The 21,265-nt window shown below is 69.4% G+C and carries 27 protein-coding genes; 20 read left to right on the top strand and 7 right to left on the bottom strand.

The features are described 5' to 3' along the window. Positions 1-18: 18 nt before the first annotated feature. The 11 genes from L6E10_RS15845 to L6E10_RS15795 all read left to right on the top strand — a co-directional run bounded on the left by L6E10_RS15845 (position 19) and on the right by L6E10_RS15795 (position 9,862). Positions 19-741 carry a LamG domain-containing protein gene (locus L6E10_RS15845; protein ID WP_236220290.1) on the top strand — a complete coding sequence of 241 codons (723 nt, stop codon included), beginning with the start codon at positions 19-21 and terminating at the stop codon, positions 739-741. Between the two features lie 196 nt (positions 742-937). Continuing rightward, positions 938-1,366: a hypothetical protein gene (locus tag L6E10_RS15840; RefSeq protein ID WP_236220289.1), complete on the top strand. Its 429-nt coding sequence runs from the start codon at positions 938-940 to the stop codon at positions 1,364-1,366. Positions 1,367-1,509: 143 nt separating this feature from the next. Further along, on the top strand, positions 1,510-2,034 hold the full coding sequence (locus L6E10_RS15835) for a general stress protein (RefSeq protein WP_374236728.1): 525 nt from the start codon (positions 1,510-1,512) through the stop codon (positions 2,032-2,034). A gap of 169 nt (positions 2,035-2,203) precedes the next feature. Next, positions 2,204-3,457, top strand: a complete 1,254-nt coding sequence (locus L6E10_RS15830; protein ID WP_236220287.1) for an ABC transporter substrate-binding protein — start codon at positions 2,204-2,206, stop codon at positions 3,455-3,457. Next, a complete protein-coding gene (locus tag L6E10_RS15825) occupies positions 3,454-4,410 on the top strand; it encodes a carbohydrate ABC transporter permease (RefSeq protein ID WP_374236725.1) in 957 nt (318 codons plus the stop codon). The genes L6E10_RS15830 and L6E10_RS15825 overlap by 4 nt, the downstream gene beginning before the upstream one ends. Then, positions 4,410-5,255, top strand: a complete 846-nt coding sequence (locus L6E10_RS15820; RefSeq protein WP_236220286.1) for a carbohydrate ABC transporter permease — start codon at positions 4,410-4,412, stop codon at positions 5,253-5,255. Before L6E10_RS15825 ends, L6E10_RS15820 begins: the two co-directional genes overlap by 1 nt. An 8-nt stretch (positions 5,256-5,263) precedes the next feature. After that, positions 5,264-6,448 (top strand): ABC transporter ATP-binding protein, encoded by a 1,185-nt coding sequence (locus L6E10_RS15815; protein ID WP_236220285.1) that lies wholly within the window; start codon positions 5,264-5,266, stop codon positions 6,446-6,448. Between the two features lie 270 nt (positions 6,449-6,718). Continuing rightward, positions 6,719-7,606: an SDR family NAD(P)-dependent oxidoreductase gene (locus L6E10_RS15810; RefSeq protein ID WP_236220284.1), complete on the top strand. Its 888-nt coding sequence runs from the start codon at positions 6,719-6,721 to the stop codon at positions 7,604-7,606. A 150-nt stretch (positions 7,607-7,756) separates the two neighbouring features. Beyond that, the gene (locus L6E10_RS15805; RefSeq protein WP_236220283.1) at positions 7,757-8,635 is read left to right on the top strand and encodes an SMI1/KNR4 family protein; all 879 of its coding nucleotides are present in this window, start codon (positions 7,757-7,759) and stop codon (positions 8,633-8,635) included. After that, a complete protein-coding gene (locus L6E10_RS15800; protein ID WP_236220282.1) occupies positions 8,632-8,793 on the top strand; it encodes a hypothetical protein in 162 nt (53 codons plus the stop codon). Before L6E10_RS15805 ends, L6E10_RS15800 begins: the two co-directional genes overlap by 4 nt. A 76-nt stretch (positions 8,794-8,869) precedes the next feature. Then, a complete protein-coding gene (locus L6E10_RS15795; RefSeq protein ID WP_236220281.1) occupies positions 8,870-9,862 on the top strand; it encodes a hypothetical protein in 993 nt (330 codons plus the stop codon). Between the two features lie 62 nt (positions 9,863-9,924). Here L6E10_RS15795 and L6E10_RS15790 read toward each other — a convergent pair whose 3' ends face one another. Then, positions 9,925-10,791 carry a chromosome partitioning protein ParB gene (locus tag L6E10_RS15790; RefSeq protein WP_236220280.1) on the bottom strand — a complete coding sequence of 289 codons (867 nt, stop codon included), beginning with the start codon at positions 10,789-10,791 and terminating at the stop codon, positions 9,925-9,927. Beyond that, positions 10,781-11,452, bottom strand: a complete 672-nt coding sequence (locus L6E10_RS15785) for a metallophosphoesterase (RefSeq protein WP_236220279.1) — start codon at positions 11,450-11,452, stop codon at positions 10,781-10,783. Before L6E10_RS15785 ends, L6E10_RS15790 begins: the two co-directional genes overlap by 11 nt. A 55-nt stretch (positions 11,453-11,507) precedes the next feature. Between L6E10_RS15785 and L6E10_RS15780 the strand changes: the two genes are divergently transcribed. Then, positions 11,508-12,596 (top strand): DUF2332 domain-containing protein, encoded by a 1,089-nt coding sequence (locus L6E10_RS15780; protein ID WP_236220278.1) that lies wholly within the window; start codon positions 11,508-11,510, stop codon positions 12,594-12,596. On the opposite strand, the gene L6E10_RS15775 is transcribed toward L6E10_RS15780, so the two are convergent. Together L6E10_RS15775 and corA are read right to left on the bottom strand one after the other, a co-directional pair. Then, on the bottom strand, positions 12,580-12,957 hold the full coding sequence (locus L6E10_RS15775; protein WP_236220277.1) for a hypothetical protein: 378 nt from the start codon (positions 12,955-12,957) through the stop codon (positions 12,580-12,582). The two genes, L6E10_RS15780 and L6E10_RS15775, sit on opposite strands and share 17 nt — an antisense overlap. A 138-nt stretch (positions 12,958-13,095) precedes the next feature. After that, on the bottom strand, positions 13,096-14,175 hold the full coding sequence (gene corA, locus L6E10_RS15770; protein ID WP_236220276.1) for a magnesium/cobalt transporter CorA: 1,080 nt from the start codon (positions 14,173-14,175) through the stop codon (positions 13,096-13,098). Between the two features lie 288 nt (positions 14,176-14,463). On the opposite strand from corA, the gene L6E10_RS15765 reads away from it, so the two are divergent. Continuing rightward, complete coding sequence (locus L6E10_RS15765) at positions 14,464-14,967, top strand: MaoC family dehydratase (RefSeq protein WP_090099673.1); 504 nt, start codon at positions 14,464-14,466, stop codon at positions 14,965-14,967. A 1-nt stretch (position 14,968) separates the two neighbouring features. Then, positions 14,969-15,964: a DUF2332 domain-containing protein gene (locus L6E10_RS15760; protein WP_236220275.1), complete on the top strand. Its 996-nt coding sequence runs from the start codon at positions 14,969-14,971 to the stop codon at positions 15,962-15,964. A 28-nt stretch (positions 15,965-15,992) separates the two neighbouring features. On the opposite strand, the gene L6E10_RS15755 is transcribed toward L6E10_RS15760, so the two are convergent. Next, the gene (locus L6E10_RS15755) at positions 15,993-16,406 is read right to left on the bottom strand and encodes an NUDIX hydrolase (RefSeq protein ID WP_236220274.1); all 414 of its coding nucleotides are present in this window, start codon (positions 16,404-16,406) and stop codon (positions 15,993-15,995) included. A gap of 140 nt (positions 16,407-16,546) precedes the next feature. Here L6E10_RS15755 and L6E10_RS15750 point away from each other — a divergent pair, with 140 nt between their 5' ends. From L6E10_RS15750 to L6E10_RS15735, 4 genes are all read left to right on the top strand, one after another. Continuing rightward, positions 16,547-16,705: a hypothetical protein gene (locus L6E10_RS15750; RefSeq protein WP_170067890.1), complete on the top strand. Its 159-nt coding sequence runs from the start codon at positions 16,547-16,549 to the stop codon at positions 16,703-16,705. 65 nt (positions 16,706-16,770) lie between these two features. Continuing rightward, positions 16,771-17,331: a PH domain-containing protein gene (locus L6E10_RS15745; protein ID WP_236220273.1), complete on the top strand. Its 561-nt coding sequence runs from the start codon at positions 16,771-16,773 to the stop codon at positions 17,329-17,331. Positions 17,332-17,346: 15 nt separating this feature from the next. Then, a complete protein-coding gene (locus L6E10_RS15740; protein WP_374236715.1) occupies positions 17,347-18,225 on the top strand; it encodes a PHP domain-containing protein in 879 nt (292 codons plus the stop codon). An 11-nt stretch (positions 18,226-18,236) separates the two neighbouring features. Then, the gene (locus L6E10_RS15735) at positions 18,237-18,851 is read left to right on the top strand and encodes a MarC family protein (RefSeq protein ID WP_281199641.1); all 615 of its coding nucleotides are present in this window, start codon (positions 18,237-18,239) and stop codon (positions 18,849-18,851) included. A gap of 151 nt (positions 18,852-19,002) precedes the next feature. On the opposite strand, the gene L6E10_RS15730 is transcribed toward L6E10_RS15735, so the two are convergent. Then, the gene (locus tag L6E10_RS15730; protein ID WP_236220272.1) at positions 19,003-19,305 is read right to left on the bottom strand and encodes an ArsC/Spx/MgsR family protein; all 303 of its coding nucleotides are present in this window, start codon (positions 19,303-19,305) and stop codon (positions 19,003-19,005) included. 42 nt (positions 19,306-19,347) lie between these two features. On the opposite strand from L6E10_RS15730, the gene L6E10_RS15725 reads away from it, so the two are divergent. Together L6E10_RS15725 and L6E10_RS15720 are read left to right on the top strand one after the other, a co-directional pair. Beyond that, positions 19,348-20,187, top strand: a complete 840-nt coding sequence (locus L6E10_RS15725) for a PD-(D/E)XK nuclease family protein (protein ID WP_236220271.1) — start codon at positions 19,348-19,350, stop codon at positions 20,185-20,187. Between the two features lie 149 nt (positions 20,188-20,336). After that, positions 20,337-20,639 (top strand): hypothetical protein, encoded by a 303-nt coding sequence (locus L6E10_RS15720; RefSeq protein ID WP_236220270.1) that lies wholly within the window; start codon positions 20,337-20,339, stop codon positions 20,637-20,639. An 86-nt stretch (positions 20,640-20,725) separates the two neighbouring features. Here L6E10_RS15720 and L6E10_RS15715 read toward each other — a convergent pair. After that, positions 20,726-21,265, bottom strand: a 540-nt coding sequence (locus L6E10_RS15715; RefSeq protein ID WP_236220269.1) for an alpha/beta fold hydrolase, incomplete at its 5' end; no start/stop codon positions are given.

Here is a 21,265-nt window from a genome sequence, read left to right as displayed (position 1 = left end):
ACATCTGGGGGGATTTCGATGCGTGCGGCATTGGCTTTGACGGCTGCGATCATCTCGCTGGGCCTGGCGGCGGGGACCGCTCAGGCCGAAGCGCCGTTGGCGGGTCACTGGCGCTTCGACGAGGCGTCCGGCACGACCGCCGTGGACGCGGTGACCGGTTCCACCGCCACGCTTTCCGGCGGTGCCGCGTTCGGCGCGGGCAAGTCCGGCAGCGGCCTGGTCCTCACCGGGGGCACCGCGGCCGGCCCGCTGACCGTCGACACCGGACAGAGCTTCACGGTGTCCGCGTGGGTGGCCCTGCCCGCCTTGTGCACCAGCAGCTGCAACCTGGTCGCGGTGAGCGGTGACGGTGTGCGCAGCAGCCGTTTCTCGCTCGCCTACCTGAGGAACCGCGACCACCTCGGCAACTGGAGCTTCTCGGTCGCCGAGGCCGACACCGACCGCGCTCCCGTGACCTCCGCCGCCGTGTCCGCGGTGCCGGGGGAGGGCAACGAGTGGACGCACCTGGTGGGTGTGTACGACGCGCAGGAGCAGCGGGTCCGCCTGTACGTGAACGGCTCTCTGGTCGGCGAGGGCGTCGCCCTGAACCAGTGGAGCGGAACCGGCGGCTTCACGGTCGGCGCGGCGCGCAAGGCCGGTGTCGCCACCGGGTTCTTCCCCGGCTCGGTCGACGAGGTCCGCTTCCACGGCGACGTTCTCACCCACGACGAGGTGTTCGCGCTCTACCTCGACCAGGTGTGAGGCCTGCCGACGTCCTCGCGCGGTCGAGGGATGGCGGCCGTCCTCCTGAAATCGAGCAAGGCGGTATGCGCAAAACCCGGCATTTGCTGCCGGGCAGGACTTCCGCGGATTTCGAATTGACGCCGGTCGCCGCGACGACGAATTCACTCGGCTTCGGGGAAGCGTTGTGGCTGCTGATTCTTCACGAGGTCCGAAGTTGTGGGTTGATCTGGCTTCACGTTTCCCGTGGCTGGGATCCGAGCCGTACTTCGTGGGTTCGGACGACTCCGAGGCGCTGCTGGAAGGTCTTCCCGAACTCGGCTTCCAGGTCGTTCGTGCTGCTTTTCCCGGTTCTTGGGAGAGTGCCGAGGAGGTCCTCCTCGTCGAACTGACCGACAAGCTCGGTTTCTCCGCCCTGGGAGCCGGTAGCCGGGCGGCCTTCAGCGATCGTCTGTGGGATTTGCAGCGGAGCGCGGGTGAACCTCCGGTCGCTGTTGTGATCAGTGGACTCGACGGGCTCAGCCGGGTCGATTTGCGCGGATTTGTCAGATGTGTCCACAACTTGCTGTCGATGACAGAGGGAGTAGGGCTCGCTGACAGAGCCAATGATCGCCAGATCGAGTACTTCTTCGTCGGTTCCTGGTAGAGGAGGCGCAGGATGATCTTCCTCGTGCCGGCGGCGATACGCTCATCGGCGTATTCCGGCAAAACACCCGCAGGCGTGTCGGCACGCCGTACCGGGCACTGGCAGGATGGGACGATCAGCGCGTCGCGACAGAGGTGGTCCCTGTGACGAGTCCGTTCGCCAACCCGAACCGGCCCGGCGTCCCGCCCCGCCTGCCCACTCCGCCGACGGGGTGGCCGATCGGCTCGTACGCCACGTACGAGGAGGCGCAGCGCGCGGTCGACTTCCTCGCCGTCGAGGACTTCACGGTGCAGGACGTGATGATCGTCGGCGTCGACCTGATGCTCGTCGAGCGGATCACGGGCAAGCTCACCTGGGGCCGCGTCCTCGCGACCGGCGCGGCCAGCGGTGCGTGGTTCGGTCTGTTCGTCGGGCTGCTGCTCACGCTGTTCAGCCCGGAGCCCGGGGTGACGGTCGGGCCGGTGCTCACGGGCCTGATCACCGGTGTGTTCTTCGGGCTGGTGTTCGCGGCGGTCGGGTACGGGTCGGCGAAGGGCAAGAGGGACTTCCAGTCCGCGTCCCAACTGGTTGCGAACCGGTACGACGTCCTGTGTCACCCGAAGTCGGCCGAAAAGGGCCGTGACCTGCTCGCGAAGCTCGCGATGCGGCCGGTGAACCCGAGTTCTTAAGGCTTACATAAGGGCATTGGTTCTGAATCGTTGCTTCCCTTGGTTGCGGCTCCTGATCACCGGGCCTAGGTTCGGTTGACCGGTCCGCCGGGTGCGGACGGTGGCACGACGAGGTGCCGGGCGCGCTGCGGTCTGGCTCCTCCGTGCAGTCGGGAAGGAGGCAGGGCCGATGGGTGCGACAAGGCGCTATCGACTCGCGGCCGGTGTGGGGGCCGCGATGCTCGCGGCGGGAACCCTCACGGCGTGCGGGTCTGGCGACCAGGGCATCACCGTGAACGTCTACAAGTACCCGCAGGAGAACTTCCAGGCCATCGTGGACAGCTGCAACGCGAAGGCCGGCGGGCGTTACAACATCGTCTACAACAAGCTGCCGCGCGAAGCCGACGGCCAGCGCGAGCAGATGGTGCGCAGACTCGCGGCCGGGGACGACAGCATGGACGTCCTCGCGCTGGACGTCACGTGGACCGCGGAGCTCGCGAAGGCGGGCTGGATCAGGGAGTTCACCGGCTCCGTCAAGTCGCAGGTGGAGTCCGGCACGCTGAAGACGCCGCTCGACACGGCGACCTACGAGGGCAAGCTGTACGGGGCGCCGGACAACACCAACGTCCAGCTCCTGTGGTACCGCTCGGACCTGGTTCCCACGCCGCCCAAGACGTGGGACGAGATGATCTCCATGGCCGAGGCGCTGGTGGCGGAGGGGAAGCCCGGTCAGATCGTCGCGCAGGGCAAGCAGTACGAGGGGCTCGTCGTGCTGTACAACACGCTCGTCAACTCCAACGGCGGCACGATCCTCGACGAGAACGGCACCAAGGCCATCGTCGACGACAAGGCCGTGGAAGCGTTGGCGGCGTTGAAGAAGCTCGCGACGTCGAAGGCGATCGACCCGTCGTTCTCCAACGCGGCCGAGGACAACGCGCGCCTCGCGATGGAGGGCGGCAACGCGGCGTTCCAGCTCAACTGGCCGTACGTCTACGCGGCGGCGCAGAAGAAGCCGGAGTTCGCGAAGAACTTCAAGTGGGCGCTGTACCCCGCCGTGAGCGGTGACCAGTCGAAGGTCACCGTCGGTGGGATCAACTACGCCGTCAGCAACTTCACCACGAAGCCGGACGAGTCGTTCGACGCGGTGTTGTGCTTGCGCAGCGCGGAGAACCAGAAGCTCGCCGCGCTCAAGGACGGTGTGCCGCCGACCATCGAGGCCGTCTACGACGAGCCCGAGATGGCCGAGGCGTACCCGATGCGCGACGACATCAAGGAGACGCTGAAGAACGCGAGTGTGCGGCCGCGCACGCCCGCGTACCAGAACGTCTCGACGGTCATCTCCACGATCCTGTCGCCGCCCGCGAGCATCGACCCGCAGGCCACGGCGGACAGGCTGCGCAAGGAGCTGCAGGACGCTCTGGACTCGAAGGGGGTGCTGCCGTGAGCCAGACGACGACGAAGGCCACCACGACCGCCGGTGCCTCACCGGCACCGGTCGCGTCCCGCAAGAAGGCGCTGAGCGAGGGCAAGAAGGCCGAGCGCAAGCTCGGCTGGCTGCTCTGCGCGCCCGCGGCGCTCACCATGGTCGCGGTGACGGGCTGGCCGATCCTCTACTCGCTGCTGCTGTCGATGCAGAGGTTCGACCTCAAGTTCCCGGACCGCACCGAGTGGATCTGGTTCGACAACTACGTCACCGTGCTCAGCAGCCCGTACTGGTGGAACGCCGTGTGGGTGACGGTGCTGCTCACGGTCGTGACCGTCGCGATCGAACTGGTGCTGGGCATGTCGCTCGCGCTGATCATGCACCGCGCGCTGGTCGGCCGCGGCATCGTCCGCACGACGACGCTGATCCCGTACGGCATCGTCACGGTCGTGGCCGCGTTCTCCTGGCGCTTCGCCTGGACGCCCGGCACCGGCTACCTCGCCGAGGCGCTCGGCGGCGAGCCCGTGCTGACCGAGAAGATCCCGGCGCTGATGGTCGTGGGTCTCGCGGAGATCTGGAAGACCACGCCGTTCATGGCCCTGCTGCTGATGGCGGGCCTGGCGCTGGTGCCGGACGACCTGCTCAAGGCCGCCGCGATGGACGGCGCGAGCGGGTGGCAGCGGTTCATCAAGATCACCGTGCCGATCATGAAGCCGGCGATCCTCGTGGCGCTGCTGTTCCGCACGCTCGACGCGTTCCGCATCTTCGACAACCTCTTCGTGCTCACCGCGGGTTCGCAGGGCACGTCGTCGGTGTCGATGCTGACCTACAACAACCTCATCAAGGGCTTGAACCTCGGCATCGGGTCGACCATGTCCGTGCTGATCTTCATCATGGTCGCGATCATCGCGTTCGTGTTCATCAAGCTCTTCGGCACCGCTGCCCCCGGCAGTGACGACGGGGGGAAGCGCTGATGGCTGGAATCGGAGGAGCGGAGACCACCGGCAAGAAGGTCGGCTGGGGTCTGCTCAACGCCGTCGTGGTGATCTACGCGCTGTTGCCGGTGCTGTGGATCGTGTCGTTGTCGTTCAAGTCCTCGGCGACGCTGGCGGACGGCAACTTCATCCCTCGCGAGTGGAGCCTCGAGAACTACAAGAACATCTTCTCGACGTCCGAGTTCACGCGGGCGCTGATCAACTCCATCGGCATCGCGCTCATCGCGACCGCGATCGCCGTGGTGTTCGGCACGATGGCCGCCTACGCCATCGCGCGGCTCGACTTCCCCGGCAAGAACCTGCTGGTGGGCGTCTCGCTGCTGATCGCGATGTTCCCGCAGGTCTCGCTGGTGTCCCCGCTGTTCGAGATCGAGCGCTCGCTCGGCCTGTTCGACACGTGGCCCGGCCTGATCCTGCCGTACATCACGTTCGCGCTGCCGCTCGCGATCTACACGCTGTCGGCGTTCTTCCGCGAGATCCCCTGGGAGCTCGAGAAGGCGGCGAAGATGGACGGCGCGACGCCGGGGCAGGCGTTCCGGCGGGTCATCGCACCGCTCGCGGCACCGGGTGTGTTCACGACGGCGATCCTCGTGTTCATCTTCTGCTGGAACGACTTCCTGTTCGCGATCTCGCTCACCTCCACCGAGCAGTCGCGGACCGTGCCGGTGGCGCTGTCGTTCTTCACCGGCAGCTCGCAGTTCGAGGACCCGGCCGGGTCGATCGCGGCGGCCGCCGTGGTCATCACCATCCCGATCATCCTCTTCGTGTTGTTCTTCCAGCGCCGGATCGTCGCCGGCCTGACCTCCGGCGCCGTCAAGGGGTGAGTTGACCAATGGCAGAGATCGTTCTGGACAAGGTGACCAAGAGGTACCCCGACGGCGCGCTGGCCGTGCAGGAGGTCAACCTGGAGATCGCCGACGGCGAGTTCATCATCCTGGTCGGACCGTCCGGCTGCGGGAAGTCCACCACGCTCAACATGATCGCGGGCCTGGAGGACATCACCGACGGCGAGCTGCGCATCGGCGGGCAGCGCGTCAACGAGAAGGCGCCCAAGGACCGCGACATCGCGATGGTGTTCCAGTCCTACGCGCTGTACCCGCACATGACGGTGAAGGAGAACATGGCCTTCCCGTTGCGGCTGGCCAAGGTCGACAACGCCACGGTGGAGAAGAAGGTCAAGGAGGCCGCGGACATCCTCGACCTCTCGCAGCACCTCGACCGCAAGCCGTCCAACCTGTCCGGTGGCCAGCGGCAGCGCGTGGCGATGGGACGCGCGATCGTGCGCAACCCCAAGGCGTTCCTGATGGACGAACCGCTGTCCAACCTGGACGCCAAGCTCCGCGTGCAGATGCGCACCTCGGTGTCGCGCCTGCAGAAGCAGCTCGGCACCACCACGGTGTACGTGACGCACGACCAGACCGAGGCGATGACCCTCGGCGACCGCGTCGTCGTCATGCGCGGCGGTGTCGTGCAGCAGATCGGCGCGCCGCAGTTCCTCTACGACCAGCCGGCGAACCTGTTCGTCGCGGGCTTCATCGGCTCCCCGTCGATGAACTTCGTGCCGGCGACGCTGGAGAACGGCGCGCTGCGGTCGATCATCGGCGACGTGGCGCTGACGGACCGGGTCAGGCAGCTCGTCGAGGCCGCCGACGCGCCCCGCGAGGTGATCCTGGGCATCCGCCCGGAGCACTTCGAGGACGCGGCGCTGGTCGAGCCGGCGAAGCTGTCGGCGGGCGGCAAGTTCACCCACCAGGTGGACGTGCTGGAGTCGATGGGCTCGGACAAGTACGCCTACTTCAACCTCACGGGGGAGCAGGCGGCCTCGGCCGAGCTCCAGGAGCTCGCGGCGGACGCGGGGTCGGACGACGTGCCGGGTGACGGCATCTCGCTCGTGACGCGCCTGTCGTCGGCGTCCGGCGCGGTGGAAGGCGCCTCGGCGGACATCTGGTTCGACGCGGACAAGGTTCAGCTCTTCGACCCGTCCAGCGGCAGGAACCTGACTTACACGGAACGGTGAATTCTCGTTTCCCGGGCCGCCTTCCCCGTGCGGGGAGGCGGCTTTTCCGTGTCACCCGATCGTGTAAGGGCGAAAGACTCCCGTCCCGGAGGGCCGATCAGCCCGGGTCATCTGCTCTGCCGAACTCGGCCGGTCATTGGGCGCACTGCGGCGACAACTCGTCGAAACGTGGACTTCGGGCCTTCGGAACCTCCGCACGCTTGTCGAAGGCGGCTACAGGACCACAGGGGGCTTCCGGGAAACCGCCGTCCGAGTGAAAGAGAGCGTGCCATGGGGATCCTGGACGGAAAAGCGGTCGTCATCACGGGAGCGGGCCGAGGACTGGGTGAGGCCTACGCCATGCACGCGGCCCTCGCGGGCGCGTCGGTGGTGGTCAACGACAACGACGGTGACCTGGCGGAACGGGTCGCCGAGCACATCCGCGAGTTCGGCGGCCGCGCGGTCGCCTCCACCCACACGGTCGCCGACCCCAGCGAGGCGGCCAAGATCGTGGAACTCTGCGTCGACGAATTCGGCCGCGTCGACGGTTTGGTGAACAACGCGGGCCTGAACTACGAGACCGCGCCCTGGGAAGACGATCCCGAGACGATCAAGAACGTGGTCGAGGTGAACGTCCTCGGCGTCATCTACACCGGAATCGCGGCGATGCGGGCGATGCGCGCTTCCGGCGGTGGTTCCATCATCAACATTTCCTCCGGCGCCTCGTTCGGTCAGCGCAAACTCGCCACCTATTCGGCGACCAAGGGCGCGGTGGCCTCGCTGAGCTACTCGTGGGCGCTCGACCTGGAGCCGGAAGGCATCCGCGTGAACGCCGTGTGCCCCGTCGCGCACACGCGGATGGTGTGGAAGTCCGAACGCTCCCTGCGCGCCATCCCGGCCGACCGCACGCCGGGCAAGGTGGCGCCGCTGGTGCTGTTCCTGCTCTCGGACCGCGCCGAGGGCATCACCGGGCAGGTCATCCGGTGCAACGGCCGGCAGCTGCACATCGTCGGCCAGCCGTACTTCAAGCAGCCGATCCTGGAGAGCGACAACTGGGACACCGCGTCCGTGGAGCGGGCGTTCACGGGCGTGCTGCAGGCGCACCTCGAACCGTACGGGCTGGAGAAGAGGATGCCTCCCCGGCTGCGTGCGCTGGTGGAGCCCTCGCAGACCGCCTGAGCCCGCGGGGGAGGCGTCGCCCGGTGCCCCGGGGCGACGCCTCCCGCGTCGTTCCGGTCAGTTGTGGACGGTCGTGCTGGGCGCCACTGCGGGTTCCAGCGCGCAGATGCGGCGCTGAGTCGGCCTGCCGGGGTCGGGCATCATGCGGCCGTGGAGTTCTCCGGGAAGCCCGTTCCGGTCGACTGGGACGCCGCCGAGTCGTGGCTCGGCCTGCCCTTGCCGGGCGACTACAAGGCGATCGCGTCCGCGCACGGCCCACTCGACATCGGTGAGTTCGTCTGGCTGCACGTGCCGTGCGTCGAGGCCGGCCGCTTCGACTGGGGCGAGTGGGTGAAGCAGACGCGGTCGGTAGCTGACGCGCCGCCGCACCTGGTGCCGTGGGGCGCCACCCGTGGCGGCGGCTACCTGTTCTGGGACAGCTCGGTGGACGCCGATCCCGCGCGGTGGCCGGTGGTGGGCTTCGGCCACGACACGGGCTGGCACGACTACGGCACGTCGTTGTCGGGTCTGCTGGAGGAGGCGGTGCGGACGGCGTTGCCGGGGCTGGGGTTGCTGCCCGCCTCGGCTCGGCGCACCGCCTTCCTGCCGGACGCCCGGCCGTGGACGCCACCGTCCCCCGTCGACTCGTCGCCGGGCCGCCGGCGCGCGCTGGCCGGGGGAACCGGGCTGGCCACGCTGCGCGAACTCGTCGTGCCACCGGCGCACCCCGTCCTCGGTGAGCGCACGTGGGAGTGGCTGTACGGCGAGCTGGGCACTTCGCTGCCGGCGGACTACGTGGCGCTGATGGAGACCTACGGGTCGGGCACCTTCGCCGGCTGGCTGCGGGTGTGGGCGCCGCTCGACCGCACGGCCTGCTGGACATGTCCGAGGGCGCGCTCGACGGCAACCGGCAGCTGCGGGCGGAGTTCCCCGAGCACCACCCGCTGCCGCTGTGGCCGGAGCCCGGCGGGTTCCTGCCGTTCGGCGACTCGATCGACGGCGACCAGCTCGGGTGGCTCACGCGGGGCGAGCCGGACGGATGGCCGTTGATCTTCGCGCCTCGTCACGCGGACCAGGGACCGCCGCTGGACGGGCCGCTCGCCGACACCCTGCTGGAGTGGCTCAGGGGGCGGCTGGTCGTCCCGGGGCTCTGCCGGTTCGGCAGGTACGACGACCCGCTCGACCACGCGGGCTTCGCACCGGTGTGATCCGCCCAAGGTGACGTTTCAGCACGTCACACGGATGGCCGCCGATATTGTCGGTGATGGCTGCCACCATCGTGGCATGGCCGAGCGCAAACCCAGGGTGACCGACTGGCGACTCGTCGTGCAGTCCCGGTTGGACCGGGTCCGCGCGGATCTGGCCGCGCTCGGCCCGCCCGACCCGGTCGACCCGGAAGGCGACGTGTGGCGCCGCACGGCCGAGGAGCAGGCCGCCGTCGTCGAGGAGATGCTCGGCTCCCGCGAGCCGTGGTGGCGCATGGTGCCGTCGTGGTGGTCCGGGTGGTACATCGAACGGGCCTGGCGCGCGCTGCACGAGGCCGAGGTGGCGACGATCTCGGCGGAGCGCGGGTTCCTGGGGCGGCTGCCGGGGTTGCAGGCGCGGGTGGCGCAGTACCTGGACGACGACGATCCGCGGCGGCGCGCGCTGGAGGAGTTGCGGCCGGGGGAGTTCACGCCGGCCGTCGAGCGGGCGATCGTGGTGGACGCCCTGCGGGCCGCGTACGACAACTCGGACTTCGCGCACGCCGGGTCGAGGGCGTTGCGGAACAAGCTCATCGCGGCGTCCCTGGTGCTGTTCGTGATCAACACGGTGCTCGGGGTGGTGGGGATCGTGAAGCCGGGGATCATCCCGCTCTGCGTCGACCCCAAGGAGAACGCGCTGCCCACCGTGTGCCCCGGTGGTGCGGCCAAGGCGTCCGGTGTGGACGTGTGGCTGGTGCAGGTGCTGGGGTCCTTCGGGGCTGTGCTGGCCGCGGTGGTGTTGCTGCTGCGACGGCGGCCTTCGCTGTCGCCCTACGTGATGATCGGGTACCAGGCCCTGATCAAGATCATGCTGGGGGCGGCGCTGGCCGTGGTGGGGATCCTGGCGCTGGGGGCCGGGGTCACCTCGGGGCTGATCGGGATCCCCTCCGCCGCTGCTTTGCTGCTGTGGGCCGTGATCTTCGGGTACGCGCAGCAGATCGGGACGCGGTTGCTGGACAAGTACACCGACGAGGTGCTGGACCAGGCTCGGCCGTTGCCCGAGGTGGACGGGGGGAGGGTGGTGCCCCGCTGAGGGCGGGTCGGGGTGGCCGGTGCCGGTGGAGGGGCGCCGAGTGCGATCGGGGACGGGAGTGCTCAGCCGCGCGTCGTGCGGCCGTGCGACTGGCTCTCCTCCCGCACCGCGTTGATGACGTCCGCGTCCCAGCGGTGCGTGCGGATCAGGCGGTAGCGCTCCGCCGCCACCCACATGTACGCCTCGGTCTCCGTGCGGTCGCCCACCATGTCCGCCTGGCGCAGCATCGCCACCACCGGCTTGTACTCGTCGGCGTACCAGCGGCGGGCGATCTCGGTGCGGTCGAGGAGCTCGCCCGTGTCCTGCATCAGGCGGAAGCCCCAGGCCTCGACGTGTTCGCCCAGCTCGGCGTAGTCCCAGGGGTCGGAGAGGACGACGGCGGCGCGGGCCTCGCCGGTCAGGGGGACCCGGTCGAGGAAGAGGCGGCGGTAGTCCTTCACGATCAGGTCGCCCCGGTAGCGGATGCCGGAGGAGTTCAGGCGGGTGATCACCTGCGTCACGTAGGCGTCGATCACCGTCAGGCCCAGGGCGTGCGCGACCGAGACGCGGTGGTGGCCGTCGACGATGAAGTGCAGTTCGCCGATGCGGTAGACCTCGATCGGGGGGACGCTCTCGCCCCTGCGGGCGGCGAGGGCCAGGCGTTGCCAGCGTTCTCGGACGCGGCCCGAGGTGGGGCGGAAGCGGCGGTCGAAGTCGCGGGTGCGGTCGACGCTGCCGACGATCGAGTCCAGGCGGATCGACTGGAGGCCCAGGCGCTTCTCCGACGCCATGCCGAGGGCCTCGACGACCTCGTGGAACGGCAGCATGATGTTGACGTCGTCCGGTTCCCTGCGCAGCCAGGCCGCCAGGCGCGACATCACCTGGCGGCGGCGGGCCCGCTGGAAGTCGTTCTCGGCGTCGGCCGCGGGGAAACCTGTGTCACGCCTCATCGCGACCTCCCGGGACGTCCAGGACCTTCTGCGGAACGACGTTGACCACGCGGGTGGCGCCCAGTTCGCGGTCCGGGCGTGGCACGCCGTGCGGGTGGATGTGGCCGTGCAGCATGAACGACGGCTGGAGCCGCGAGACGAGCCCTCGGAAGCACTCGAAGCCGAGGTGCGGGGCGTCGGGCTCGTCACCGCAGCCGCGCGGGGGTGAGTGGGTCAGCAGCACGTCCACGCCACGTCCGTCCCGCAGCCTGCGCCACCCGGCCAGCCGGGTCACCCGGCGGGCGCGGCGGGCCTGCTGCCGTTCCGTCCACTGGTTCGGGCCCTTGTTGTAGCGGATCGAACCACCGAGACCGGCGATGCGCAGCCCGGCGACGTCGACCACGCGTTCGTCCGCGTTCACCGCACCGGCTGGACCTGGCCAGCGCACCGGCAGGCCCGCCTTGGTCCACAGGCCGCGCACGTTCGAGTAGCCGGACAGGTCGGCGTCGTGGTTGCCGGGGACGAACACGAGCGGTCTGTCCAGGGCGTTGGCCAGGTGTTCCAGGTAGTCGAACGGCAGGTCGCCCGCCGCGAGGACCAGGTCCACGCCGCCGTGCTGGTGCACCTGGTCGGTCCACAGGTGTTCGACCACCTCGTCCGCGACAGCCAGAACCCGAACCATTCTTCCAGCGTAATCAAGCTTTCCCCACATGACGGGCGGCGGAGCTGCCACTAGCGTGAACGGGGTGCTTGCCGAGCTGTTCGCCGCGGCCGCTCACGGATGCCGCGACCGCAGTCCGCTGACCCAGCGACTCCTCACCGACGCCGCGGAAGACCTCCGGCAGGGCGGCGTCACGGCCCGGATCATGGCGGGCTCCGAACGCGACCGGGAGGGCGCCGTGCCCGGGCTGCGGTTCGCGGGCGCCGTCCACCGGATCGTGCTCGAAGGGCGTGCGCCCGCCCTCGCGAAGCACTACCCGTCCGTCGGCGGCCGGCCCCACCTGCCGACGCTGTGGCAGGACGCGCTGCCCGCCCTCACCGAGCACACCGACCTGCTCCGGTACCGGGTGCAGGCCACCGTCGTGCAGACCAACGAGCCGGGCCGCAGCGCACCCCTCTACGGCGGCCTGCTGGTCGCCGCGCAGGAGGCCGCGAAGGCCGCGGGCCGGCACGTGCCGTTCTGCGTGCGGCTGCTGGAGGTCGGCGCGAGCGGCGGGCTGAACCTGCGCCCGCACCACGTCGGCTACCGGCTCGAGGACCGGGTGCTCGGCGACCCGGACAGCCTCCTCGTCCTCGACCCGGAGTGGACCGGCAGGCCTCCCGCCGACCTCGGCCACCGGCTGCGCGTCGTCGGCAGGGCGGGCTGCGACCTCCACCCGGTCGACGTGTCCACTGAGGACGGACGGCTGCACCTGAGCTCGTTCGTCTGGGCGGACCAGCCGCAGCGGTGGAACCGGCTGCGCGACGCGCTCGACCTCGCCGCCACCGACCCGGTCCCCGTCGAGCGCTCGGCGGGCCCGGAATGGCTCGCGAAACAGCTCGCGCGCACCGAACGGGACGTGCTCACGGTCGTGTGGCATTCGGTGGTGTGGCAGTACGTCTCACCGGCCGACCGGGCGATGGGCAGGGCCGTGCTGGCCGACGCGGCCGCGAGGGCGACGCCCACGACACCGCTGGCGCTGCTGGTGTTCGAACCGCGCAGGACGGACGGGGACTACCGGTTCGAGCTGCTGCTCAAGCTGTGGCCGGCGGGGATCTCGCTGAACCTCGGTCGCGGCGAGGGCCACGGCACGCCGTTCACCTGGGACGTCACCCCTTGGGAGTGAGGACCGGGTTCACCACGTAGCGGCCGTCCTGCACCTCGACGGGCAGCCGGAACTCGGCGCGGGTGCCGGCGTGCGAGTACTCGACGACGACGGCGCCGTCGCGGTAGGTGCCGCGTTCCACCCGTGCCGTCCGGAAGTACTCGACCGTGGACTTCGCGACGTCCTCACCGCCGACCGCGAGCAGCGGCTCCAGCTTGTGGAAGTCGTGCGCCCGCAAGGCGTTCGTCACCTCCGCGGCCAGCTCGTCCGGTGACTCCTCACCGGGCTCGGGCCAGAAGGCGATGAACACGAAGACCATCAGCAGCCAGCCCACGGCGAACACCATGATCCAGAACCGCAGGTTGGTCAGCCGGCGGTGCACGTCAGGGCGTCCCGCTGATGAGGACGAACACGGTGGTGATCCAGCAGAGCAGGAACGCGAGGACCCAGAAGCGGATGTTGGTGAGCAGTCTGGTCATGACAAACCTCTTCTACCAAGCGAAAGCGGGCGAAACCGGGACTAGAGCCAGCGATTTCGGCGCAGTATTCGGTAGAGCGTGAGGCAGGCGATCAGGACCAGGCTCATGATCAGCGGGTACCCGAACTTCCACTTGAGCTCGGGCATGTAGTCGAAGTTCATGCCGTACACACCGACGACCATGGTGGGCACGGAGATGATCGCGACCCACGAGGTGATCTTGCGCATGTCGGTGTTCTGCTGCAGCGTGATCTTCGCGAGCGTCGCGTCGACCAGCGTGGTCAGCAGCTCGTCGAACGCCGTCACGCGCTCGGCGACCTCGGTGAGGTGGTCGTCGACGTCGCGGAAGAACGCCCGCACCTGCTCCGGGATGAGCGGCGTGTAGCCCTCCGCCAGGCGGCGCAACGGGTTCGCGAGCGGCATGACCGCGCGGCGCAGCTCCACGACCTCGCGCTTGAACATGTAGATCTGCTCCGCGCTCACCTCGGTGCGCGGCGCGAAGACCCGTTCCTCCATGCGGTCGATGTCGTCCTCGACGTGGTCGGTGACCTCGAGGTAGTTGTCGACCACCTGGTCGGCGATCGCGTGCATCACCGCGGCCGGGCCGATCTCCAGGCGCTCCGGGTCGGCCTCCAGCACGTGGCGCAGCTTGGACAGCCCGGAGTGGTTGCCGTGCCGCACGGTGATGACGAAGTCCTTGCCCAGGAACACCATGATCTCGCCGGACTCGACGATCTCGTTGGCGGTGTCGGGCGAGGGGTTCGTCACGTAGCGGACGGTCTTGAAGACCATGAAGAGCGTGTTGTCGTACCGCTCGAGCTTCGGGCGCTGGTGCGCGTGCACCGCGTCCTCGACCGCGAGCTCGTGCAACCCGAACGTCTCGGCGATGCCCTCGATCTGCTCCGCGTCGGGCTCGTGCAGGCCGATCCAGACGAAGCCGTCCTTGCGCCTGCGCACCTCTTTGACCGCGTCCGTGTGCGTCCAGCGGCCGGGCAACCGCTTGCCGTCCACGTACACCGCGCAGTCGACGACGTAGTGCGACAGCGGGACGGGGACGTGCGGGACGTGACCCGAGGGGCCGCGCTGGGAACCCCGTCCGCGGATCGAGGGCAGGCTGGGCATGCTGAGTTCCTCCAGGTACACACGCCGACGTGTTGTGCGAAAGCACGACGGGCGTCCTGACCCGGTGGAACTGGAACGTTCTAGACGGAGCTAGAAGGCCACCTCGGTGAGGACGCGCTTGGTACTGGCAGGGTGGGGGTCCTTGCTCATTTAGGGGTCCTCACCTCCTCGGGGCGAAGGGCACGGGTGGTGGAAATCCTCACACACCGGTTGCCGAGGGTACTCCCTCCGTGTGAAGACTGTCTCCCCACCCGGGACAGATCTCGATCACACGTAGTTGGAGGCGCGGTGCAGTTCGGTCGGTACTACGAGGAGTTCGAGGTCGGAGCGGTCTACAAGCACTGGCCGGGCAAGACGGTGACGGAGTACGACGACCACCTGTTCTGCCTGCTCACGATGAACCACCACCCGCTCCACATGGATGTGAACTACGCGGAGAACACGACGGACTTCGGCAAGAACGTCGTCGTGGGCAACTACATCTACTCGTTGCTGCTGGGCATGTCCGTGCCCGATGTCTCCGGCAAGGCGATCGCCAACCTGGAGATCGAGTCGCTGCGGCACGTGAAGCCGACGTTCCACGGCGACACGATCTACGGTGAGACCGAGGTGCTCGACAAGACGCCGTCCAAGTCGAAGGACGACAGGGGCGTGGTCTACGTGGAGACTCGCGGCTACAAGCAGGACGGCACGGTCGTGTGCATCTTCAGGCGCAAGGTCATGGTGCCGAAGCAGTCCTACGGCGAAGCCCGCGGTGGCGAGCAGCCGGGGCGCCCTGAACCCAAGGAGTGAAGTGACTTCTCTGGATCTGGCACAGCGTCGTCTGCGTGAGTTCGCGGAGGAGGCCGCGGCGATCTCGCCGCTCTACGAGCACCTCGCGTCGCGTGCCGCCGCCGATCCGGAGGTCGCCGCACTGCTGACCGCCGCCAGCGAGGACAACGCCACGGGCGAGCTCCTGCTGGCGGCGGCGCACCGGCTCGTGCAGGCGGAGCCGTTCCACCGGCTCTCGAACTACTACCCGTCGCTCGGCGGGACCTACGGCGCGGACGAGAGCACCTGGCCGCTGTTCCGGGACTTCCTCCTCGAACGCGGCGACCGCGTGAGAGCGCTCGTGGGCTCTCAGGTGATCCAAACCAACGAGGTGCGGCGCGCGGCGCTGCTCTACCCGGCCGTGGCCGCCGCGGCGAAGCAGGCGGGCGGGCCGATCGGGCTCGTGGAGGTCGCGACGACGGCCGGCCTGCTGCTCGGGCTCGACCACTACTCGTACCGCTACCAGACCGCCGAGGCGGGCCAGGTGGTCGCCGGGCCCGCCAAGGCCGCGCTGGGCCTGCACTGCGCGCTGGAGCTCGCGCCGGGCGCGGTGCTGCCGAAGCTGCCCAAGACGGTGAAGGTGGCCGCGAAGGCGGGCATCGGCGTCGCACCCGCCGACCTGACCGACGAGGACGCGTACGCGTGGCTCGAGGCGTGCGTGTGGGCGGACCAGCCGGAGCGGCTGCGCCTGTTCGGCGTCGCGTGCGGGGTGCTGCGCAAGAACCCGCCGCGGCTCGTCGCCGGTGACCCGGTGGCCGACCTGGCGAAGGCCGTGGAGCCGATCGACGCCCCGCTCGTCGTCCTCTCGAGCGGGTCCGGACTCGACCTCGCGCCTGCTTTGTCGGCTTTGGGGCGACCTGTCTGGTGGGCCGCCCACGAGGCCGGTGAGCTGCGGTTGGTCCGTTTCGGTGATGGTGAGGTCTCGAGTTCCGTCCTGGCGACGACCGAGGCCCACGGGCAGCGTCTCGTTTGGCGGTGAACGCTCGCCCCGATCGCGTGAACCGTGATCAGGCCCTGGGCAGGCAGTTCCAGCCGGAGAGCGCTTCCACGAGGCCGTCGGCGGCCGGAAGTGTGGCCAAGGTCGCACTGTCGACCCAGGCGACGTCCGACGCGTCGTCGCCCGCTCGGAGCACACCCGACGTGACCTGGCATTCGTAGTCGAAGATCGCGAAAACCCCGTTCGGGGCCGGTCGCCGCACGGAGCCGGCCAGACGACCGACAGTGACCACGAGGCCGGTCTCCTCGAACACCTCCCTGGTCACGGCAGCCTCATCCGTCTCGCCGGGCTCCACGCGGCCGCCCGGTACCGACCACATGCCCTCACCAGGCGGATTGGCGCGTCGCACGAGCAGCAGTCGCCCGTTCGAGTCATGCGCGATGGCTCCGACGCAACGGATGGTGCGGTTGCTGCTGGGCGTCACGATCACGAAGCGTAGTCACACCGGAATGGTGGTGCTGTCCGCTACCCCGGCTGCGGTACAAATCTCCCAAGGTGCCGGATGGTGCTGTACAACGGTCACGAACGGCGCCAAACGGGTGCGACGCGGACGGGGTGGACACCGTGAACTTGAAGAAGATTCTCACTTTCGCTGGAATCGCCTTGCTGCTCTTCTTCCTCATCGCAGAGCCCCAGCAGGCGGCCCAACTGGTGCAGAACATCCTCAACTCGCTTCGAACTGCGGCTGAGGCCCTGATCACCTTCGTGCGACAATTGTTCTAGTCCCCGACGGCTGAACCGGGGCAGGGACAGGGCACTGGCTGGCACCAGGAAAGGGCTGGTAGCGCATGTTCGCACCACGTGATCCGGACGACTACCTGCTGTCGAGCGAGCGTCGGGTCATCCGGGTGCGCAGGCACTGGTCCTACCTGGTCTGGGACGTCCTGGAGGGGGCGGCGCTGCTCGCCGGCTTCATGATGATCTCGTACCTGCTCCCGGCGGACGCCGCGGTGCTGCAGAACGTGCTGTGGTACGGAGCGCTGCTCGTCCTGTTGCGGCTCTCCTACTTCATCATCGAGTGGTGGGTCGAGCGCATCGTCGTCACCGACAAGCGCTTCATGCTGACGTCGGGCGTCTTCGAGACCAAGGTCGCGATGATGCCCATCAGCAAGGTCACCGACCTCACCTACGAGCGCACCGTGGGCGGGCGCATGCTCGGCTACGGCACGCTGATCGTGGAGTCCGCGGGTCAGATCCAGGCGCTGAACCGCCTGGAGTACCTGCCGGACCCCGAAGAGGTCTACGACGCCATCTCGGAGCTGACCTTCGGCGACAAGAAGGCCCAGGCCGAGCGCTTCTCGATGATCAAGGCCCAGCGCGCCGCGCGCGGGAAGAAGATGGTCCCGTAACACCGGTCGTGCACCATGTCGTCCACACTGGACGACGTGGTCATCGATCTGCACACCCATTCGTCCGAGTCCGACGGCACCGACAGCCCTGCCGAACTGGTGAGGGCTGCGGCGCAAGCCGGGCTCGACGCGGTGGCGATCACCGACCACGACACGGCGGCCGGGTGGGCCGAGGCCGCGGCCGCGCTGCCTCCCGGCCTGCGGCTCGTGCGCGGCGCGGAGCTGTCGTGCTCCTCGGCTGACGGCTACGGCCGCACCATCACGGTTCATCTGCTGGCGTACCTCTACGACCCGACGCACGCCATGCTGATGAAGGAGCAGTCGCGGCTGCGCGAGGAACGGCGCACCCGGCTGCAGCGGATGGCCGAGATGATGCAGGCCGACGGCTTCCCGATCGACCCGGTCGACCTCATGTCCCGGCTGCCCTTCGACGCGCCGGCCGGTCGCCCGCACCTCGCCCAGGCGCTGATCCGCGCCGGGGTCGTCTCGTCCGTCGACGAGGCCTTCGCGACGTTCCTGACCGGCGGCCAGTACTACGTGGGCCGCACGGACACCCCCGTCGAGCGCGCGATCGAGATGATCACCGAGGCGGGCGGCGTCACCGTGCTCGCCCACCCGTTCGCCCACTCCCGCGGCCCCGTCGTGGCGCCCGCCGTGGTGCGGTCGCTGACCGAGGCCGGCCTGGCGGGCGTCGAGGTCGACCACCCGGACCACGACCCCGAGACGCGCCGGTCGTTGCGGCTGCTGGCCGACGAGCTCGGCTTGATCGTCACCGGGTCGAGTGACTACCACGGCACGAACAAGACGGTGCGGCTCGGCGCCGAGACGACGGCGCCGGAGATGCTGGATGCTCTGGCGGCGAGGGCGACAGGCGGCAAGATCCTCGTCGGATAGGCGGTGTCGGAGTGTTCAACCTGCGGCTGTTCGTCGAGGCCTCGATCACGTTGCTGGTGATCATGGACCCGCCCGGCACCGTTCCGGTGTTCCTCGGGCTGGTGGGCCGCAAGTCGCGCGACGCGCGGAAGAGGGCGGCGCGGCAGGGCGTGCTGGTGTCGTTCCTGGTGATCACGCTGTTCGCGGTCGCGGGCAACTCGATCCTCGCGTACATGCACATCGGCATCCCCGCCCTGCAGGGCGCGGGCGGGCTGCTGTTGCTGCTGATCGCCCTCGACCTGCTGACCGGCAAGGGCGCGACGAACCACCCCGAGGTCGAGGACGTCAACATCGCCCTGGTGCCGCTGGGCACGCCGCTGCTGGCCGGACCGGGCGCCATCGCCGCGACGATCGTGTTCGTGCGGCAGGCCGACGGCGCCTGGGGCTCCTACCTCGCGCTGGCCGCGGCGATCGTGGCCGTGCACCTCGTGCTGCTGGGGACGCTGCGGTCCGCCGGCCTGCTGATCAAGGTGTTCAAGGAGAGCGGCATCCTGCTGATGGCCAAGATCGCCGGTCTGCTGCTGGCCGCGATCGCCGTGCAGCTCGTCGCGTCGTCGGTGCAGGGCTTCATCACCTCGGGCGTCTAGTGGTGTGGCTCAGAACGTTGCCGGGGGAATGCACGGTCAGACGGGTGCATCGGGGTGCCGCCCCCACGTCGTCGTACTGGTTTGTACGGGGCGGTGCCGCGAGGCGCCCTGCTGAGCGCGGATCACCTCGCCGACGTTCTGAGTCGCGCCACTAGCGCTCGATGTGGGCCGTGTCGCCGTCGATGACGATCGGGCGTTCGATCAGGATCGGGTTGGCGACCATGTGCGCGATCCACTTCGCGCGGTCGTGCTCGAGGGTCGCGGGGTAGGCGGCTTCCCCGGTGCGCGCGATCTCCCAGGGCTGCTTGCCGAGCTTGGTGAGGACCTCGTCGAGCTCCGCGGCGGTGGGGACGTCGTCGAGGTAGCGGCGTTCGGTGTGCTCGACGCCCTCGTCGTCGAGGCGTTGCTTGGCGGCGCGGCTCTTGGAGCAGCGCGGGTTGTGCCAGATCTCCATGCGGCTCATTTTCTGTCAGGGGTGCTGAGTAACTTGGTTGGGGTGGAACAACTCGGCTTCGACTTCGGCACCGCGGCACCGCGTCGGCTCGTGCGCGTCACGCCCGCGAAGCTCGCGACGTGGACGGACTGCCCGCGTCGCTTCCGGATGACCTACCTCGACCGCCCCACACCTCCACGAGGTGGTGCGTGGGCCCACAACACCCTCGGTGCCGTGGTGCACAACGCGTTGAAGGCGCTCTTCGACCTGCCGGTGGAGCGCCGCACGCCGGACCAGGCCGTGGCGCTGGTGAACCGCCAGTGGAAGTCCGAGGGTTTCCGCGACGCCGACCAGGCCGCCGAGTACCGCGACCGCGCCCGCGGCTGGGTGCACGAGTACGTCTCGAACCTGGACGTCGACTTCGAGCCGCTCGGCGTCGAGCGCTGGGTGTCCTCGCCGACCGAGCGCATCGTGGCCGAGGGCCGGGTCGACCGCATCGACCAGCGCGACGGCGAGCTGGTGATCGTCGACTACAAGACGGGCCGCCACGTGCTGACCGCGGACGACGCCCGCGGCTCGCAGGCCCTGGCCCTGTACGCGCTCGCCGCCCGCCGCACGCTGCGCAAGCCGTGCCGCCGCGTCGAGCTGCACCACCTGCCGTCGGGGTCGGTGGCGGTGTGGGAGCACACGGAGGAGTCGCTGGCGCGGCACGTCCGGCGGGCGGAGGAGGCCGCGGACGAGATCGACCTGGCCACGGAGACGTTGAAGGCCGGTGGCGACCGGGAGGTGCTGTTCCCTCCGGTGACGGGGCGGCAGTGCCAGTGGTGCGACTTCCGGCGGAGTTGCCCGGAGGGGCAGGCGGCGGCGCCTTCGCTGGACCCCTGGGCGCTGCTGGCGCCGTAGCCGGTGAAACGGCTCGGACGCACCTGGGGGGCCGGTACCCGGGCCTCGACTCCGGAAGGGTGACCGGCCTGCGGCTTTTGCCGTAGTCGCCGGAGACGCCAGTCGGGTCCTGACCGGCCGCCGGCCGCCGGACCCGTAGGGTGGCGGGAGTGGAAGTGGAAGCAGCGAAGCGGCCGTCGCGGACCTACGGAATCCTGCGCGCTGTGAGCGGTGTGCTCGCGGTGGGCATGGTGCTGCTCGCCCTCGGGAACATCGGCGTCCAGTTCTACGCGAACTCGCGTGACCTGCCGGGGCCCGGCACGTTGTCGGTGGTCGCGCACGTGGTGGCGGCGCTGTTCGTGGTCGCCGGCCAGATCGTGGCCGACCGGTACGCGGACTGGAGGGCGCCGCTGGCGTCGTTCGGCGTGCTCGTGGTGAGCGGTGTGACGCTGTGGACGTTCTGGTGGGCCTAACGCGGGCCGGGAGCGTGGGCACGGCGACGGCACCTCGGGTGAACGACGATCAAGCAGCCGTGGGCGGCGTCGTGCTGACGGCCTGACTACGACGTGAGCCAGGCCCGCCACGTCGGCAGCAGCGTGTCCACGAGTGCCTGCGGCGCCTCGGTGTTCGGCGAGTGCATCACGCCGGGCAGCACGGCGAAGTCCGCGTCCAGCCGCTCGGCCATGTCGCGCTGGACGGCCGGGCTCCACGCGTCGTCCGCGTCGCCGCACACCACCAGGCACGGCGTGCCCGACGTGCGGAGCGTGCGGGCGAGCTTGGCGACCTGGTCCGGTTCCTCGCGCAGGCCGTTGCTCATCCCGAGCAGCGCCGCGGCGGACGACCGGAGGAACCTGGTGCGGTAGAAGTCCTTCAGCTCCTGCGGCAGCGCGGCATAGGCCGGGTTCTGCCGGGAGCGCAGCTCGTTCAGCTTCTGGGTGCCCTCGACGCCCTGCTCGGCCAGCACGTGCTCGCCGACCTCCAGCACCGTGCGGCGTTCACCCGCGGGCAGCTCGGACGGGCCGGACGACATCAGCGTGAGACCCGCGACCGGAGCCCCAGCGAACACCGCCGCCCGCGCCACCAGGCCGCCGTAGGAGTG

Origin of the sequence: Lentzea sp. CC55 (assembly GCF_021056325.1) — a bacterium.
GTDB lineage: Bacteria > Actinomycetota > Actinomycetes > Mycobacteriales > Pseudonocardiaceae > Lentzea > Lentzea jiangxiensis.
This window is presented reverse-complemented; position numbering and strand designations above follow the sequence as displayed.